The sequence below is a fragment of the Candidatus Protochlamydia sp. R18 genome (assembly GCF_000648255.1).
Lineage (GTDB): Bacteria > Chlamydiota > Chlamydiia > Chlamydiales > Parachlamydiaceae > Protochlamydia > Protochlamydia amoebophila.
The window spans coordinates 18,134-33,847 of record NZ_BASL01000732.1 but is presented as its reverse complement, the minus strand read 5'-3'; the positions used below and the strand labels follow the sequence as shown (position 1 = coordinate 33,847).

At 34.4% G+C, this 15,714-nt stretch carries 15 protein-coding genes; 7 read left to right on the top strand and 8 right to left on the bottom strand.

Going from position 1 to position 15,714, the window contains the following annotated elements:
• Positions 1 to 12 precede the first annotated feature (12 nt).
• From TY19_RS08170 to TY19_RS08160, 3 genes are read right to left on the bottom strand one after another with little or no spacing between them, the layout of a single operon-like run.
• Positions 13 to 1,953, bottom strand: a complete 1,941-nt coding sequence (locus TY19_RS08170) for an ABC transporter ATP-binding protein (RefSeq protein ID WP_042279304.1) — start codon at positions 1,951 to 1,953, stop codon at positions 13 to 15.
• Between the two features lie 7 nt (positions 1,954 to 1,960).
• Positions 1,961 to 2,911 carry an acetyl-CoA carboxylase carboxyltransferase subunit alpha gene (locus tag TY19_RS08165; protein ID WP_011175714.1) on the bottom strand — a complete coding sequence of 317 codons (951 nt, stop codon included), beginning with the start codon at positions 2,909 to 2,911 and terminating at the stop codon, positions 1,961 to 1,963.
• 55 nt (positions 2,912 to 2,966) lie between these two features.
• Positions 2,967 to 3,944, bottom strand: a complete 978-nt coding sequence (locus TY19_RS08160; protein WP_042279302.1) for a L,D-transpeptidase — start codon at positions 3,942 to 3,944, stop codon at positions 2,967 to 2,969.
• A gap of 164 nt (positions 3,945 to 4,108) precedes the next feature.
• Here TY19_RS08160 and TY19_RS16245 point away from each other — a divergent pair, with 164 nt between their 5' ends.
• The gene (locus tag TY19_RS16245) at positions 4,109 to 4,405 is read left to right on the top strand and encodes a hypothetical protein (protein WP_158383093.1); all 297 of its coding nucleotides are present in this window, start codon (positions 4,109 to 4,111) and stop codon (positions 4,403 to 4,405) included.
• On the opposite strand, the gene TY19_RS08155 is transcribed toward TY19_RS16245, so the two are convergent.
• From TY19_RS08155 to tyrS, 3 genes are all read right to left on the bottom strand, one after another.
• Positions 4,395 to 5,891, bottom strand: a complete 1,497-nt coding sequence (locus TY19_RS08155) for a hypothetical protein (RefSeq protein ID WP_042279299.1) — start codon at positions 5,889 to 5,891, stop codon at positions 4,395 to 4,397. The two genes, TY19_RS16245 and TY19_RS08155, sit on opposite strands and share 11 nt — an antisense overlap.
• A gap of 216 nt (positions 5,892 to 6,107) precedes the next feature.
• Positions 6,108 to 6,443 carry an HU family DNA-binding protein gene (locus TY19_RS08150; RefSeq protein ID WP_039359278.1) on the bottom strand — a complete coding sequence of 112 codons (336 nt, stop codon included), beginning with the start codon at positions 6,441 to 6,443 and terminating at the stop codon, positions 6,108 to 6,110.
• A gap of 256 nt (positions 6,444 to 6,699) precedes the next feature.
• A complete protein-coding gene (gene tyrS / locus TY19_RS08145) occupies positions 6,700 to 7,977 on the bottom strand; it encodes a tyrosine--tRNA ligase (protein ID WP_042279297.1) in 1,278 nt (425 codons plus the stop codon).
• A gap of 534 nt (positions 7,978 to 8,511) precedes the next feature.
• On the opposite strand from tyrS, the gene TY19_RS08140 reads away from it, so the two are divergent.
• Entirely contained in the window at positions 8,512 to 8,904 is a 393-nt protein-coding gene (locus TY19_RS08140) for a BON domain-containing protein (protein WP_039359284.1), read from the top strand.
• 230 nt (positions 8,905 to 9,134) lie between these two features.
• Positions 9,135 to 9,788, top strand: a complete 654-nt coding sequence (locus tag TY19_RS08135) for a DUF3341 domain-containing protein (RefSeq protein WP_226988453.1) — start codon at positions 9,135 to 9,137, stop codon at positions 9,786 to 9,788.
• Between the two features lie 63 nt (positions 9,789 to 9,851).
• On the opposite strand, the gene TY19_RS08130 is transcribed toward TY19_RS08135, so the two are convergent.
• Positions 9,852 to 10,607 carry a Nif3-like dinuclear metal center hexameric protein gene (locus tag TY19_RS08130; RefSeq protein WP_052354711.1) on the bottom strand — a complete coding sequence of 252 codons (756 nt, stop codon included), beginning with the start codon at positions 10,605 to 10,607 and terminating at the stop codon, positions 9,852 to 9,854.
• Positions 10,608 to 10,916: 309 nt separating this feature from the next.
• Here TY19_RS08130 and TY19_RS08125 point away from each other — a divergent pair, with 309 nt between their 5' ends.
• The 3 genes from TY19_RS08125 (at position 10,917) to TY19_RS08115 (ending at position 13,022) form a co-directional block, all read left to right on the top strand.
• On the top strand, positions 10,917 to 11,762 hold the full coding sequence (locus TY19_RS08125; RefSeq protein ID WP_042279291.1) for a hypothetical protein: 846 nt from the start codon (positions 10,917 to 10,919) through the stop codon (positions 11,760 to 11,762).
• Positions 11,763 to 11,791: 29 nt separating this feature from the next.
• Positions 11,792 to 12,490, top strand: a complete 699-nt coding sequence (gene rpiA, locus TY19_RS08120) for a ribose 5-phosphate isomerase A (protein ID WP_042279290.1) — start codon at positions 11,792 to 11,794, stop codon at positions 12,488 to 12,490.
• Positions 12,491 to 12,608: 118 nt separating this feature from the next.
• Positions 12,609 to 13,022 carry a bifunctional nuclease family protein gene (locus TY19_RS08115; protein WP_042279288.1) on the top strand — a complete coding sequence of 138 codons (414 nt, stop codon included), beginning with the start codon at positions 12,609 to 12,611 and terminating at the stop codon, positions 13,020 to 13,022.
• A 53-nt stretch (positions 13,023 to 13,075) separates the two neighbouring features.
• Here TY19_RS08115 and TY19_RS08110 read toward each other — a convergent pair whose 3' ends face one another.
• Positions 13,076 to 13,369 carry an HPr family phosphocarrier protein gene (locus TY19_RS08110; RefSeq protein ID WP_011175727.1) on the bottom strand — a complete coding sequence of 98 codons (294 nt, stop codon included), beginning with the start codon at positions 13,367 to 13,369 and terminating at the stop codon, positions 13,076 to 13,078.
• A gap of 429 nt (positions 13,370 to 13,798) precedes the next feature.
• On the opposite strand from TY19_RS08110, the gene pepF reads away from it, so the two are divergent.
• The gene (gene pepF, locus TY19_RS08105; protein ID WP_042279285.1) at positions 13,799 to 15,622 is read left to right on the top strand and encodes an oligoendopeptidase F; all 1,824 of its coding nucleotides are present in this window, start codon (positions 13,799 to 13,801) and stop codon (positions 15,620 to 15,622) included.
• Positions 15,623 to 15,714 lie beyond the last annotated feature (92 nt).

Genomic DNA, 15,714 nt, shown 5'->3' with positions numbered 1-15,714 from the left:
TCAACGAATTCTTTAATGTGTCTGTACTGGCTTTTCACTCCTTTGTGTATACATCACGTCCCACATTTTTCTGAAAGAGGGGCAACAATGCAGCAATTCATCTTTTGTTCCCTCTGCAATCTTTTCTCCATTTTCTAAATAGATGATCTTATCTGCGTCTTCAATTGTCGATAATCGATGCGCAATAATAATTTGTGTTATTTTGCCACGTTGTTGGTTTAAAGCAGATTTGATATGTGCTTCACTTAATGCATCTAAAGCAGAAGTTGCTTCGTCCATAATCAAAATAGGGGCTTTTTTGACAAGAGCTCTGGCAATAGCTAATCGTTGCTGTTGCCCTCCCGATAAATTCTTTCCCGCCTCCGAAAGTTCTGTTTGATAGCCTTCTGACAATTGTTGAATAAATTCATCGGCATGTGCAAGCTTCGCAGCTTCTTGAATATCTAGTGGACTAAAAGGTCTACCAAAAGAAATATTTTCAGCAACAGTATCTAAAAATAAAAAAGGTTTTTGAGGGACAAAGGCCATTTGTTCTCGAAGTGACTTCTGCGTATAGGCAGTTAAGGAGTGACCATCAATTCGTATTTCTCCTTTCTCAATATCATATAGACGAGGTAAAAGCTGCGCAATAGTCGATTTTCCAGAACCTGTCGGGCCTACTAATGCAACAGTCTGCCCTTTTTGAATAGTAAAGCTTACTCCTCTTAGAACCCATTTTGAATCATACCGAAACCAAACTTGGTCAAACTCTATGGTTTCTTCCACATGATTAAGCTCTAACGCTCCATCCTGATTCTTAATCTGCGGTTGTACATGTAAAACCTCTTGCATTCTTTCTGCGGCAGCAATTCCTTTTTGAATGTGAGTATTTTCTTCTGCAAATTTTTTGATAGGTTCATAAAAAACGTAAAGTAAACCACAATAAACAAGAACGTCGGAAACATTTAATTGTAAAATATACAATCCATAAAGAAGCGCCGTCGCTAAAAAAAACATTCCAATTGTGTGAACAATAGGTCTAGAAGAAAGGTCATAACGAGCACTTTTCTGCTCGAGAGCGGCCATTTTTCCATTTTGTTCACGGTATTTTTTCAATGAGAATTCTTCCATAGCAAAGACTTTGACAGTTTGGATTCCTGCTAAAAAATCAATCAAAACAGAACTGAATATTTCTTGATTCTTTTGAATTTGTTTAGAAATTTTCTTTACTTTTTTAGCTAAAAAAATAATCGGAAATACAATGAGAGGAAAACCAAAAAAAATAATGAGCGATAATTGCCAAGAAGTGTAAAAACACAAAGTCAGTGTTGTAAATACTGTAAAAGGAGTTTGTAAATAATTCACTAAACATGCATTCAAAGCTTCGGCAACTAAAGAGGCATCGCCTACGACGCGAGAAGATAAACTTCCAATATGATGTTTTTGATAAAATGTCATGGGAAGAGATTGAATATGTTCAAAATAAGCTTGACGTAAATCTCGGCTGACTCGAATTGCAACAAGTCTTGCGGTAAAGCGTTGACTAAAAAGCGAGAGGGCTTTAAACAAGGCAACTATAACGATAAAAAAAGCTAAGGCTTTCAAACTAGAAGACACAGGAATAAAATAATCTAAACTTTTTATGACTTTTTCAACGAGATTTTGATTCGTTCCTGTATGTTGATTAAGAAAATGGATTGTATCTTGCAGAGTTATAGTATCTCGTTCAGGTCCTTCGATTTCTACCCATCTATCTTGCATTTGATTCCAGCTTACCTCTGTCTGACGTTGTAATTTTCCATCTTTCATAGGGGCAAATAGTTCAAAAAAATCTGGTCCTTTTCTTGTAATGACCCCAAGCGCGATAACTTCTAACTGAGAGGCAATCGTTAAAAAGATCATCGATAAAATTGTTAGGATAATCAGAAAACGGTGTTGCTTTCCCATTAATGCTGTTTTCATTAACAAACGCATAAAACTTTTAACCCTCTAAAAATTCTCCCATTTGACGAAATTTCAAATAACGTTGTTCAAGTAAAATTTGAGAAGGAATTCGTCTAAGGATATGTAACTGTTCAACTAAAAATTGTTTGACATTTTGGTAAGTTATGTGAGGATCATGATGAGCTCCACCAAGGGGTTCTTTAATAATACTATCAATGATTTTAAGATTCAAAAGATCTTCAGCATTCAATTTGAGGGCAGAGGCGGCTTCGACGTTTTTAGAGGCATCCTTCCAAAGAATTGACGCACATCCTTCTGGAGAAATAACGGAATAATAGGCATGTTCTAACATTCCAATGACGTCTCCTATTCCCATTCCAAGGGCCCCTCCCGAACATCCTTCCCCGATGATTGTTATAATGATTGGAGTATTAATACGCATCATTTCACGAAGATTTCGAGCAATCGCCCATCCTTGGCCACGTTCTTCTGCTTCAAGGCCTGGATATGCCCCTGGTGTATCTAAAAGGGAAATAATAGGTAATTGAAATTTCTCAGCCATTTGCATTAAACGTAAAGCTTTACGAAAACCCTCAGGATTTAACATTCCAAAGTTTCGATAAACTCGACTCTCTGTATCAAAACCTTTTTCTTGTCCAATAACAACGCATTTGATCCCTCCAATTTTGGCCAAACCTCCGACAATCGCATGATCTTCTCTGTAACTGCGATCACCAGCCAGTTCTACAAAACTTTCTGAAAGATGGCGAATAAAATCGACAGCATGCGGTCGAGAGGGATGGCGACAAATCATAATTCTTTGCCAAGGGGTCAATTCGGAATAGACATGTTGCTTGAGACTATCTAATTTCTGCTCTAATTTTTGAATTTCAACATCAAAAATTGGATTGTCTTGACTCTGTTTTTTGAGGTGCTCAATCGTTTTGATATACTCATGAATTTGCTTTTCATGGGGTAAAATATCCAACGGAGTACTCCTTCCTTTAAAGGTTCTATCTATTTAATTTTTAATAAATTAGGATTTAATCCAGTATTCCTGGTAAGGTCGCCTCAGAAAAATCTCTAACAATTTCAATTGTTGTTGGCTTAGTCACAATAATTGAAAATAACTCTTCCATATCAGGAGTCGTTAAACGGATGCATCCGTCACTCTGATATTTCCCTACACTATCAATTTGATCCACTGCTAATCCAGATTGATATTCCCAGGGTGTACCATGAATACCGAATCCTTTAGCAGGAGCAGTTGTATGACCAATTTCTTGCTCGAAAGGAATCCACCTAGTGCCAAAAACAGTAATCATTTCCGTTTTCTTTCCTTGATAAATGCCCATGGATTTCGGTTTATAGGTCACAATGCGATCTCCTAAAGAATATTTTCCTAGAGGTGTTAATAAGCCCGAACTACTAGAAGAATCCAATCTTCCTAATCCCACCGGATACGTTTTGATTAAAACAGGTTTTTTTTCATCATCAGCTAAATAATAAAACCACATTTTACAACGAGAGGTATCAACGATGAGGTAAAATTGAATATTTTTATCTTTGCGAAGAACGTTAAAACGCTCTCCTTCTGCCAAATCTTGTTTTAAATAATCAGGTTTACCATTAAGACTTCGAGCAATAAAATGTCTTGAGGTTTCAAAATGAGCAGCATAATCAGATAACCAAGCAGGGCGACCTTTTTGCCAATTGACGCGACTTTTATACGTAATTGTTTCTACAATGGGTAACTTTGAATCTTTAACGAACAATTCTTCAATTCGATTAGCTTCAGGAAGCTCGAACGTTGATAATGAAAAATCGGGAGAACGTGATTGCTGAGCAACTGCCAAAGCAGGGGTAATTACTTGTATATTTTGGTCTAAATCAATTTCAAGAGGAATTTGATTTAACGGTCTTGTAGATACCGGAGTAGAGGAACTCTTAAAAATTGCAGCTATTCCAATCGCTCCAAAAAGAATAATACAGAGAAAGGCAAGCAATTTGGGTAATGTCATGTATTTAACCTTTTTTCGTCAAATGTAGGCTTAAGAACCTATATTTCTCATTCATGTTATGAAGTTAAAATCTTTTTGCCAAAAAAGATAAAACCTCTAAGCAAATAAAAAACTTGAGTATTTATTATCTCTATTATTATTCTTTAACACAATAATAAAACAAAGTGGGTAAATTTAGATTGTACTGCTGGCACTGTGGAACAAAATTACCTGAGTTTTTCCGAGGTAAACTATCTTTTAGAGAAACATGCGATAAGTGTGGTTCTGCTTTACATTGTTGCCAAAATTGTAAGTATTATCAACCAGGTCGCTCTAACAATTGTGCCATACCTAGAACAGAATTCGTTTCAGATCGACAACTCAATAATTTTTGTGATGAATTTGCTATTCAAAATCTCCTACCTACTTCATCGCCTAATCAGCAATCTAAAAACAAGTTTGAGGATCTCTTTAATCCATGAGATTTTCTTTTGAAAATTCAATTTGCCAATGATAGTTTTTTTGATCTGAGTGAAGAATGTAAGCAATCAAAAAATTAGCTCCCCAAAAATCATGTTTCCCCGCTAAAGGAATGACTTGTACCGTTCCTCCAAAAGAAGGAATATTCAGATTCAAAGAGGCTGCTTTACTTTCTAAAGAAATCTGTTGTGCATTTCCCTCATAACGATCAAGTGTCCCTGGTAAAAGTGTTTTTACTCCTTTGATTCGACATTTTTCAGCTTTTGCAAAAAAGCTAAATGCTGTTCCTTCCCAACCATCTAAACCTAAAAAAGTGGTTTTTAAATTTAATCGATCTTGCACCAATTCTTGTGTAACCTCAAGCCAGATTCCTCTAAATAATCCGATTTGAAAGGGAGAAGAAGAAGGTTGATCGACAAGTCTGGTACAACCTTTTAAACTGAATCCTTGTTTTTTTAATTCAATAATAGATTTACGAAGACCATGATCAGACAAATGATTTCCTTCGATTCCAAAACCTAAACACTCGCTTAAGGGTAAATATTGAGGGCCAAAATTAACGATTTCTACATCTTTTAATTTGATGCAGCCGAGACCAGTACGCCCTCCATGCAAAGTACAAACTGTGCATCCATTTGAGGAACGATACCCAACAAGAGATGTCGAAGGATCATAAATATGTTCTGGAAGGGTAAAAAAAGTAGTTTTCTCCGGCAATCTTTTGAAAAAACTTTCGATCAAAATCCATAATGGATGAATTTTTTTCGAGTAATTTCTGTTTTTTAATTGCTTAGATAAAGCTTCTAGAGCACTTATAAATTCATTTTCTTCCGTAATAGCAGCTAGGCAATGAAAAAAAAGGTAATAAAGCAATAAATTTTCTTCCGGATCCCCATTCTGCTCTCTAACAAAAAGTGCTGTAAGAGGTTTATAATTTGCATCTAAAGTATTTAGTTGCCATTTGCCTAAACGAATAAGAGACTTTTTAAGATCATCTCTTTTTGTCAGATAAACTAAGATACTAAGATAAATACCAAATTCTAGATGATGAGGAATATAAGGAAATGCTTGCCAAGAAGAATACTCTTGCAAGTCAATCAAAGCTGCCCCACTTTCAAGCAGACTAATACCGACCTCAGGCACAGACATTTTGGTTAGGGCATGATTGAGAGCAACCAAAATTCTAAAATACTGGGAATCTTGATTCCATGGTTTCTGCTCAAATAAACGGACTTTTGCCGCCAATTCTTTCCCTGAATTGGAAATACAATAGTTAAGAAGAGTGAGTGTGAGTAAATATTTCCAATTTTCTACTGTTTTTTCTGCCGACATTAAGGTCTCATGCCAAGCGCATGTATCAATAAGGTTTTTCAAACAAATAGATTGGTTACTCAGGTATTTATGAATAGCTAATTCCAATTCAGAAGGATTTTCTAAATCTTCAACCCTTGCTTCATAATGAGATTGAAGAGGAAGCTTGTCAATCATGAGTGCCGTACCCCTTAAATCCTGTGAACAAGTCGGGAATGATTCAAATTTCATGTGATCTGGTTAATTAAGCGGATCATGATTCATGTAAACCATGATACATTAGCTATGCATAATTTTAACTTGTTTAAATAAAATTGTGTTATTGAAACTCAAAGTTTCAATTACTCAATTTTTAAACAAATCCTGTTAATGGAGTTTAATCAAGAATATCTACTAGGAACTAATTTCTGCCAGATAACTTTCTTCCATTTCAACTACCTGTCGCATTTTTTTCCCAGGAGTAAACTTAACAGCTTGGCGAGCAGGAATGACAATAGGCACTGCAGCGTTTTTTGGATTACGGCCGATTTTTTGCTTTCTTTCAACAACTTCAAATACCCCAAATTCTCGAAACTCTAGTCGCTCTCCTTGTGATAAGCAATCTGTGATTTTATCGAGAAAAGCTTGAATCACATGACGAACATCATTAGGATGAATCCCTTTGTCCTGGGATATTGAATTAATCAATTTCTTTTTTGTCATTGTGCTCTTCTTTGTACTGGTTGCCATAAGGCCACACTCCTTCATTTTTTTTCACTGTTTGCTTAATTTAAGTTTCTTGATATTTTCTTATCCTTTTGATTTTCAATCAAGTTCTTTTTGCCGTTATTCTCAGCAAAGTATAGGAAAATATCTATATTAGAAACTCATTGAAATATAAAATTTACACTTAATACTTTATCATCATTATTGAACGAGTTATTTTTTTTTATCATTCAATATTGACGACTTCTTTAAATTATTCTTAAACAAAAAACTCGCTTTTTTATTCTTCCATCAGCCGAATGATCATTTTATTTTTTTTACCCGCAGCTAATAATATTAATCGACTAGAGATCAAACATTCAACGCTAATAATATGATTCTCATCTTCAATTTTTTTATTATTGATGTATACACCACCATTTCGCAATAAACGTCTTGCTTCACTTTTGCTCGTTTGTAACTTTGTTTCTGCAAGTAAATCAATTAGTTTTTTATTTAAAACATTTTCTAATTTCATCTCACAACTCGGCATATCAGCTGCAAGTTTTTCCAATATATCAGCATTTAAGCTAGTTTGAGAACCTGGTGCAACACCTTCTGTGACTTTAATTGCTATTTTAAGTCCTTCTTCTCCATGCACTAAACGTGTAATTTCCTCGGCCAATCTTTTTTGAGCTGTTCGCGGAACATAATCTGCTTCTTTCATCATTTGCTCATAATGGCGAATTTCTCCCATATCTAAGAAAGTCAACATACGCATTAAATTAATGACGTCGGCATCCTCTACTCGAATCAAATGTTGATAAAATTCATAAGAAGATAATTTATCTGGAGATAACCAAACAGCTCCTTTTTCCGATTTACCAAATTTCTGTCCATCACTTTTAGTCAGAAGAGGAAATGTAATTCCATAAGCTGGTTTGGCATGCACTTTACGAATTAAATCTGTTCCTGCAGTAATATTTCCCCATTGATCGCTTCCTCCTAACTCGACAGTCACGCCATAATTTTCGAATAAATGTAAAAAGTCATAACCTTGCAAAATCTGGTAGCAAAATTCTGTAAAACTCATTCCTTCTTCAGAATTTAATCGTGTCTTTACACTGTCTTTAGCAAGCATAGGACTCAATCGAAATAATTTACCTACATCACGCAAAAAAGAAATAAAAGTAAAATTTTTAAACCAATCAAGATTATTCAAAATGATTGCCGGGACAGTTGGATGATTAAAATCTAAGATAGCTTCTAGATTTTTACTTATACTTTTTAGATTGTGTTGAATCTTTTTTTCATCTAATAGTTGTCTCTCAGCGTTTTTTCCTGATGGATCGCCAATCATTCCAGTTGCTCCTCCCACAATAGCTACTGGTGTATGACCAAACCTTTGAAACCAAGCAAGACCCATAATAGCAACCAAATTTCCTAAATGTAAGCTATCGGCAGTCGGATCAAATCCACAGTAAACTTTAATAGGTTGATTTGTCAGCTGACGAATTTCTTCGCTTGTCACAGCATCTATAAATCCGCGCTCTCGTAAAACATCAATTACATTTGTCATATTTAAATCCTTGCCTAAGTGTCGAAAGTGCCATATCTAAAGTTCAATAATTAAGGGTTAACGCTTATTTTTCCATGTCTATGACTAAGTTTTGTATCCCTCAGTTTATTATCTCAATGCGCTTTAGTCAAATTGGTTTCGACATTTTTCTAGATATGTCCTTTTCTGTCAATGCTTTGATATCGAAATTCTCACTCCTTTTTTTCATCAAAGTTATTTTCCATTAAAAATATCGCTTTGAAAAACTCTCCTGATGATTATAAAAAATGCCATATGGTAGACTTGATAAATGAATAGAGATTTTTGACTTTTAATTTGAATTAAAAACTTTATTTATTTGATTTTTTTTTTAAATCCTCTATTCTCCGAACTAAGTCCTATTTTGAGCATTTTAATCAAATCTACAATGAAAACTTAAATACTTGGACTAATAGGAGTTTAAATATCTTTAAAAAAATAAAACGTTTCAACTGACGTTAAAGACTTACATTTGTTATTAAATTTGTATATAAACACCGTAAGGAGGATTTTAAAATGAAAAAACATTTATTTGCTTTGACCGCTCTTTCTTTAGCTTTAACAGCCTGTGAAAATACACATCAAACTAATGCTGACAATACTGCTCGTAATGCTCGTGATCGTAATGGTCATACTTTAACACCTATAGACCAATCTGAAACCGAAGCAGATCGCGCTATCACTCAAAAAATCCGCCAAGCTTTAGTTGAAGAAGAAGCCTTATCTACAAACGGGAAAAATGTTAAAATTATCACAATTAATGGCGTTGTTACTTTACGTGGGCCCGTTAATAGTGAAGATGAAAAAAATCAAATTAGTAAAAAAGCTAAGTCTATTAATGGCGTAAAGAATGTTGATAATCAACTTGAAGTTATACGCGAAATACCTGTTAAAGCTGAAAATCGCTAATAAATTTTTATCCAAAGATTGATTTTTTAAGTTAAATCTTTGTATAAAGAATTTGTGTTTTAATGATTTTCAACATCTAGCCTGGTTATCAAACAAGCTAGATGTTGAATAGTTTTGTTAAAGGGTTCTATTTTAATTCATCTTTCCTATTAGTGTGATGAGAGAAAAATTTTAAATTATTTGAATACTTTTCAAGTCATTAATCTCTTCCTCTTCTCATAGGTTATAAGATGAGAATTCCAACAAAAGGAGAATTTATGACTAATCAAGCAGTTTACGGAATTTTGTCTACACGTGCTCAGGCAGAGAAAGCGATTAAAGAAATTGTCGATGCCGGAGTTAGTAAAGCAGACATTTCATTTCTTTCTCCTCAAAATGAAAATTTCCATGAATTCGATAATCTTTCTGGCGTCCGTAATTGGAGAACAGAAGAACGTCTACCAAATTCTTTAGAACAAACAGCTTCTGAGAAAACAAAAGAGTCGACACCAGGCAGCCTAGGTCACGAAAAAAATACTAAAGCACCAGAAGGAGCAACAACTGGAGCTACTGCGGGTGGTATTGCGGGTGGTATCCTTGGACTTTTAGCTGGAATTGGAGCCTTAGCAATTCCGGGAGCTGGGCCATTCATCGCAGCAGGACCTATCATGGCCGCTTTAAGTGGGCTTGGTGCTGGAGGAACAATTGGTGGAATTATTGGCGCTTTAGTTGGTGGTGGTATTCCTGAATATGAAGCTAAACGTTATGAAAACCGTTTAAAATCCGGTGGAATTTTGCTAGCGGTTCGTGCAAATTCAGATGATTTAGTTAAACGCGTTAAAGAAATCATGAAGCAAAACAGTGCTGAAGATATCACCGCTTCTTCAGAAGCTTCTTCTCCATAACAGTAGATAGAACAGTTGTTGCTGAATGTTTTCAGCAACAACTGGAAATCAGAAAACTCATATTTAAAAGGGGTTAAACGCGTCTAAAAATAGACAAGGCGTTTTTAATTGTTCTTCTAAATATTTGGCTAATGTCTGCGGACCTACACGTTCGGTCGCAGAATGCCCTAATGCATAAAAATTAATTTTTTCTTCAAATGCCTGATGCCAAGTAGGCTCATCAAAGCTTCCCGTGATGAAAGCATCTACCTGATCTCGACTTGCGTCCAAAATAGATTTATGAGCTCCCCCCGACACTAAAGCTAAAGTTTGAATAAGCTCTGGCCCTCCCAAAGCACAATTAGCAGAATGTTGATAATACCTTTCCAGGTTTGTTTTAACAATCTCTCGTTTTGTTGGTTTAATTTTTCCTTTGACGCCAATTGGAACTCCATTCATAAAGGCGAAGGGTTCTAATTTTTCCCATCCCAAGTCACGAGCTGCCTTCCAATTATTGCCTAATGTGAGATGCTTATCCAAGGGCAAATGGTATGCGAAAAGAGAAACCCCTGATCTCAGTAAAGTAAAAAGCTTTTCCCTTTTAGTTCCTTCAATCACATAACTATCTCTTTGCCAAAAAATTCCATGGTGAACAATAAGTGCGTCCACATTTCTTTCTATGGCCATTTGAATCGTATTTAAACTTGCTGAGACAGCTGTTGCTAAAATTTTTATTTCGCTTTTTCCCTCCACTTGTAAACCATTCGAACAATAATCTATCAAACCTTCTTCCGGAAAAATTTGAGTCAATAACTCTTTCAAATTTCTTAATTTTATCATCACAAGTTTTCCTGTTGTGGAGATGCGGCGCTACTATAAGTTTTGAGTCTGCTTCTGCGCGATTAGTCCCCATTTAGCTTAGACAAAAAGATTAAAAACTGCATTAAAGTTAATATAATAACCACTAAATTTTTATACATCCAAATCAAAAAAAATGCTGACCCTAAAACCTTTTCCTAATATAAAGCTTTAACATATGATGAATCGCATAGACCATCATTCCAAATTTACTTTTACACAACTTTTTCGCCAATTTTATAAATTTCTCAAATTAGACGATGGATAGACCACGTAAAAAAAGATTTTTGAATGAATAGTAAGAAAATAAAAAAGCTCATTTATTTTTCTCTAGGCTGGTTAAGCTTAATAAACAGCGATATTATTTCTTTAGAACAAAAAAAATCTTTTTATCGCTTTCCTAAAAAAAATCCAAAGCCTCCCGAAGATACTCCTTTATCACATGACGACTTCGTTAGATTATTTTTATCTCCATTTTTTATATCTCCTCATCATCCTACAGCAGTTTTGTTGAAATCATTTGAAAAACAATTGATGGAGGGAATATGTCAACCTGATTTATTGACTACTTACGGATTTGAAATCTTAAAAGATCATTATTTACGTACTGTTGTTAAACATCCAGCAATCCCTGGTTACATCTTTAAAATTGCTTGCCAAGGACATATTCCTCATGAAACGCATTACAATGAATGGACAATGCGTTTCACTGGATCACAAACGATTGAGGCTAGTATCAAAGCATTTAGTTTTGAGGATATATTTAACGTACCAAAAAAATGGCTTTATCCTTTACCAAAGTCAAACTCTTTGAATGAAACCTGGTACATTTTAATTGCTGAAGATATGTATCCACTATCTGACAAAGAAAATGTTAAACAATGGAAACAAATGGATGCTCCTACACTCGATAAAATTTTTAAAATGGTTTGTCTTTTAAAATTATGGGATACCCATTTTCAAAATTTAGTATTTACTGAAACAGGAAAATTAGCTTTTGTAGATACCAAACATTGGGGAACATACAAACCTTTGTTTGCAAGTAATGAGTGGTTATGGAATAGAATTTATCCTGCTTTAAATACAGAGATGCAAGCCTATTGGTTGTCCCTTTGGGGCATAAATTTCTCTGATTAATAAGCTTATTTTTTGACAAGGGATTTTATATGACACAAACAAACGATTCGCCATCCATTAAAGCAAAAAAGGCAGCTGCCCTTAAAGCTGTAGAATTTGTTCAAGATCAAATGATTATTGGTTTAGGAACAGGTTCCACAATAGCCTACTTCATTGAAGCTTTGGGTAAGCGCTGTCAAGCAGGCCTAAAAATAACTGCAATTGCCTCTTCAGAACGATCCATGCGGCAAGCTCGGTTGGTTGGCATTCCTATTGTCGATTCAGACACTATTTTAGAATTAGATTTAACAATCGATGGAGCGGACGAAATAGATCCTTTCAAACAGATGATTAAAGGAGGAGGAGGTGCTCTTTTACGAGAAAAACTCATTGCCTCAGCAAGTAAAGAAATGATCGTTGTGATCGATGAGACTAAACTTGTGAATAAGTTAGGAAAATTTCCCGTAGCTACCGAGATTTCAACATTTACATTTCATCATATAGTAAAAAAACTTAAGGATCACGGTTATTGCGGATCATTACGAGTTAATCAAGATCAGAGCTTGTATCGTACAGATAATGGAAATTATATTTTTGACATTTGTTTTCCTGAACCCATTGACAATCCTATTCTTGAACATAATCGGCTTAAAAGTTTTGCCGGGGTTTTAGAAACTGGGCTTTTTTTTAATTTAGCAGGGCGTGTTATCATTGGATACCAAAATGGAATGACTAAAATTGTTGCATGACTTATAAAAAAAATGCTTATTTATTAAAATAATAGATTTTTTCTTCAAAAAAATTAGGATAGTATAAAGAAATCTCATTAAATATGATTAATTAGACTAATCAGACAAAAAGGCTTATATGCAATCTGAACTCATTCAACTTAACTTTGATAAAATCATGCAAACGCGATCTTATACAGTTGTTATTTTAGGAACCGCCGAAAAACGATTTGCCGTTTATACGGACCCTCAAATTGGTAAAACTCTACAGATGTTTTTGACTGAAGCAGAAAGACCAAGGCCTCTAACACATGATTTAATAGATAAAATTTTTAACGGTTTAGATATTTCAGTTAAACAAGTAGTTATCAATGACGTTCAAGATACAATTTACTTCGCAAGACTTTTTTTAGAACAAAATATTGGAGAAATGAAACATATTCTAGAAATCGATGCTCGTCCTAGTGATTGCTTAACTTTAGCTTTGATGAATAATGCACCCGTCTATTGTACAAAAGAAGTGTTAGAAAAAACAATTGCAGTTGAAGAATAACTTTAACAAAGATTTTTGCAAAGCTAAGCAAAAACCTTTGTTTTTAAAAACGATTAATATTTAATATAAAAATTATTGTTAGCAAGTTCAATAATAGATTCTACAGCTTCTTGAGCATCCACTCCTTCTGCTTCAATCCCAATTTTAGCCCCTTTTGAAGCAGCTAACATTAAAACGCCAAGTAATGATTTTGCATTAACAGCAAGCTTTTGATATTTCAAGAAAACTTGAGATCTAAAACTATTTGCGCACTTTACAAGTTCTGTTGAAGGTCTTGTATGAAGTCCTCGATCGTTACTAACAATAAATTTTCCCTTAACAACAGACTTTTCAGTTGTTTTCAGCATATTTACCTCCTCAACACTTTACTTTTTTGCTTTTTCTTAATCAGTTAATGGGAAAAATTAAAATTTATATTTTTTAATTCGCTGAATTAAAGAAGAAACAGACCAGTAAAGCTTATTATTATTCAACTTAAGAAACTAATTATCAAAAATTTGAATTTTTTAAAAACAGATTCTCAAACCATTTAATTATGTATAATCCAAATTATCTAATGAAATTCACTTGAAAACTAACGAATTTCTTAAAAAAAACCAAGTTTTTATTAATGATCTTTAAAACTTATTCATCAATCATCTTTTTTTTGAAATTTTAGCTTTTATTTTCATCAAAATATTCCCTTTAAACTAAAAAACTAATACTATCACCAGTTTTAAAAAACTTTATCGAAAATAAAGCATTATTGATATTTCTTGAAACAAAGGAAGCTAAATATGACTAAATCTCGCGAAGAAGTTTCATTAAGTGATCGTTGGAATGTAGAAGAACTTTATCTTTCTCATGAAGCTTGGGAACAAGCTTTTCAAACATTTTCTAATGCTGGAAGCCAGCAAACATCACTTTGCCCTGCTATCCAAGCTTTACAAGGTTCACTTCACCGAGGCCCTGAATATGTTAAAAATACTCTAGATTTAATGATGAGCATAGATCGAGAGCTTTCTAAGCTTTATACATATGCTCATTTACGCCATGACGAGGATATTGCGAATCCAATATTTAAAAAATCTTATGAGCAAATTCTGACTATTGCTCACAAGTTTTCTCAAGAAATTTCTTGGTTTCAACCTGAATTGCTTGCTCTATCTAATGAACAATTAGAAGAATATTTAAACTCTCCTGCTTTAGTTGCTTATAAATTTCATTTAGAAAAAATTATCCGCACCAAAAAGCATACCTTATCGTTCGAAAATGAAAAATTACTAGCTTTTGCCGGTCAGGCTTTGCAAACATCTTATAAAGCGTTTAATGCAATTAGTGATGCGGATTTTAAATTTGCTCCTATCAAAGATGATAAAGGAAGCGAACATGCCCTGTCTCATGCTACTTATAGTCTATATATTCGAGACCAAGATCGTTTTTTGAGAGAAAAAGCCTTTAACCAGTATCATCATCAGTATTTAGCTTATGAAAATACTCTTTGTGAACTCCTTTCGGGTCAAGTGCAAAACCATCTTTTTCAAGCACGTTCTAGACATTATACTTCCTGCTTAGAATCAGCCTTATTCCCTAAAAATATACCCACATCTGTTTACCATGCTTTAATTGAGGCTGTAACAGAAAAAATCTCGGTTTTACATCGGTATATGGGCTTGCGCAAAAGAATCTTGAAATTAGACCAACTCCATCTTTACGATATTTACGTCCCTCTAACTAGTGCCGTGGATATTCGTTTATCTTATAAAGAGGCAGAAGATATTGTCATTGAATCTGTCGCTCCTCTCGGTTCCGAATATCAATCTTTATTGGCGAAAGGATTAAAAGAAGAGCGTTGGGTAGATCGCTACGAAAACCGAAATAAGCGTTCGGGTGCTTATTCTAGTGGATGTTTTGACAGTATGCCTTATATTCTTATGAATTATAAGAATCTTTTAAGAGATGTATTTACATTAGCTCATGAAGCTGGCCATAGCATGCACAGCCTTTATAGTCGCCGCACACAACCCTATCAATATAGCGACTATCCTATTTTCTTAGCAGAAGTGGCTTCAACTTTTAATGAAGATCTTTTGAGTCGTTTACTTATTAATCGCTGTCAAGATCCTATTGAGAAAATTTTCTTAGTCAATCAGAAAATTGAGGATATTCGAGCCACTTTATTTAGACAAACAATGTTTGCTGAATTTGAACTTTTAATCCATGAACAAGTAGAACAAGATATTCCTCTCACACCTCAGCTTCTTAAACAAGAATATCGTAAACTCAATCATAAATATTTTGGCCCCGACGTTGTAATTGATGAAGCAATCGATATTGAATGGGCTCGTATTCCTCATTTTTATTATAATTTTTATGTATTTCAGTATGCAACTGGGATTAGTGCAGCTCTTGCCATAGCAGACAAAGTTGTTAATGGTCAACAACAAGATCGTGAAAACTATCTGAACTTTCTAAAAGGAGGCTGCAGCCAATACCCTATCGAAATGTTAAAGATGGCAGGTATTGACATGGAATCTCCCCTTCCTGTCAAATCTACTATTCAAAAATTTGATCAACTTCTGAATGAACTTGAATCTTTATTGGCGGACGTCAAAGTCTAACCTACCTAATTGCCGACAGAAAAATAGGTTTCTTGTCGGCATGTAACTTTAGTTAGAAACTAAAAAAATTAGCAATTAAGTTGATTCACTGC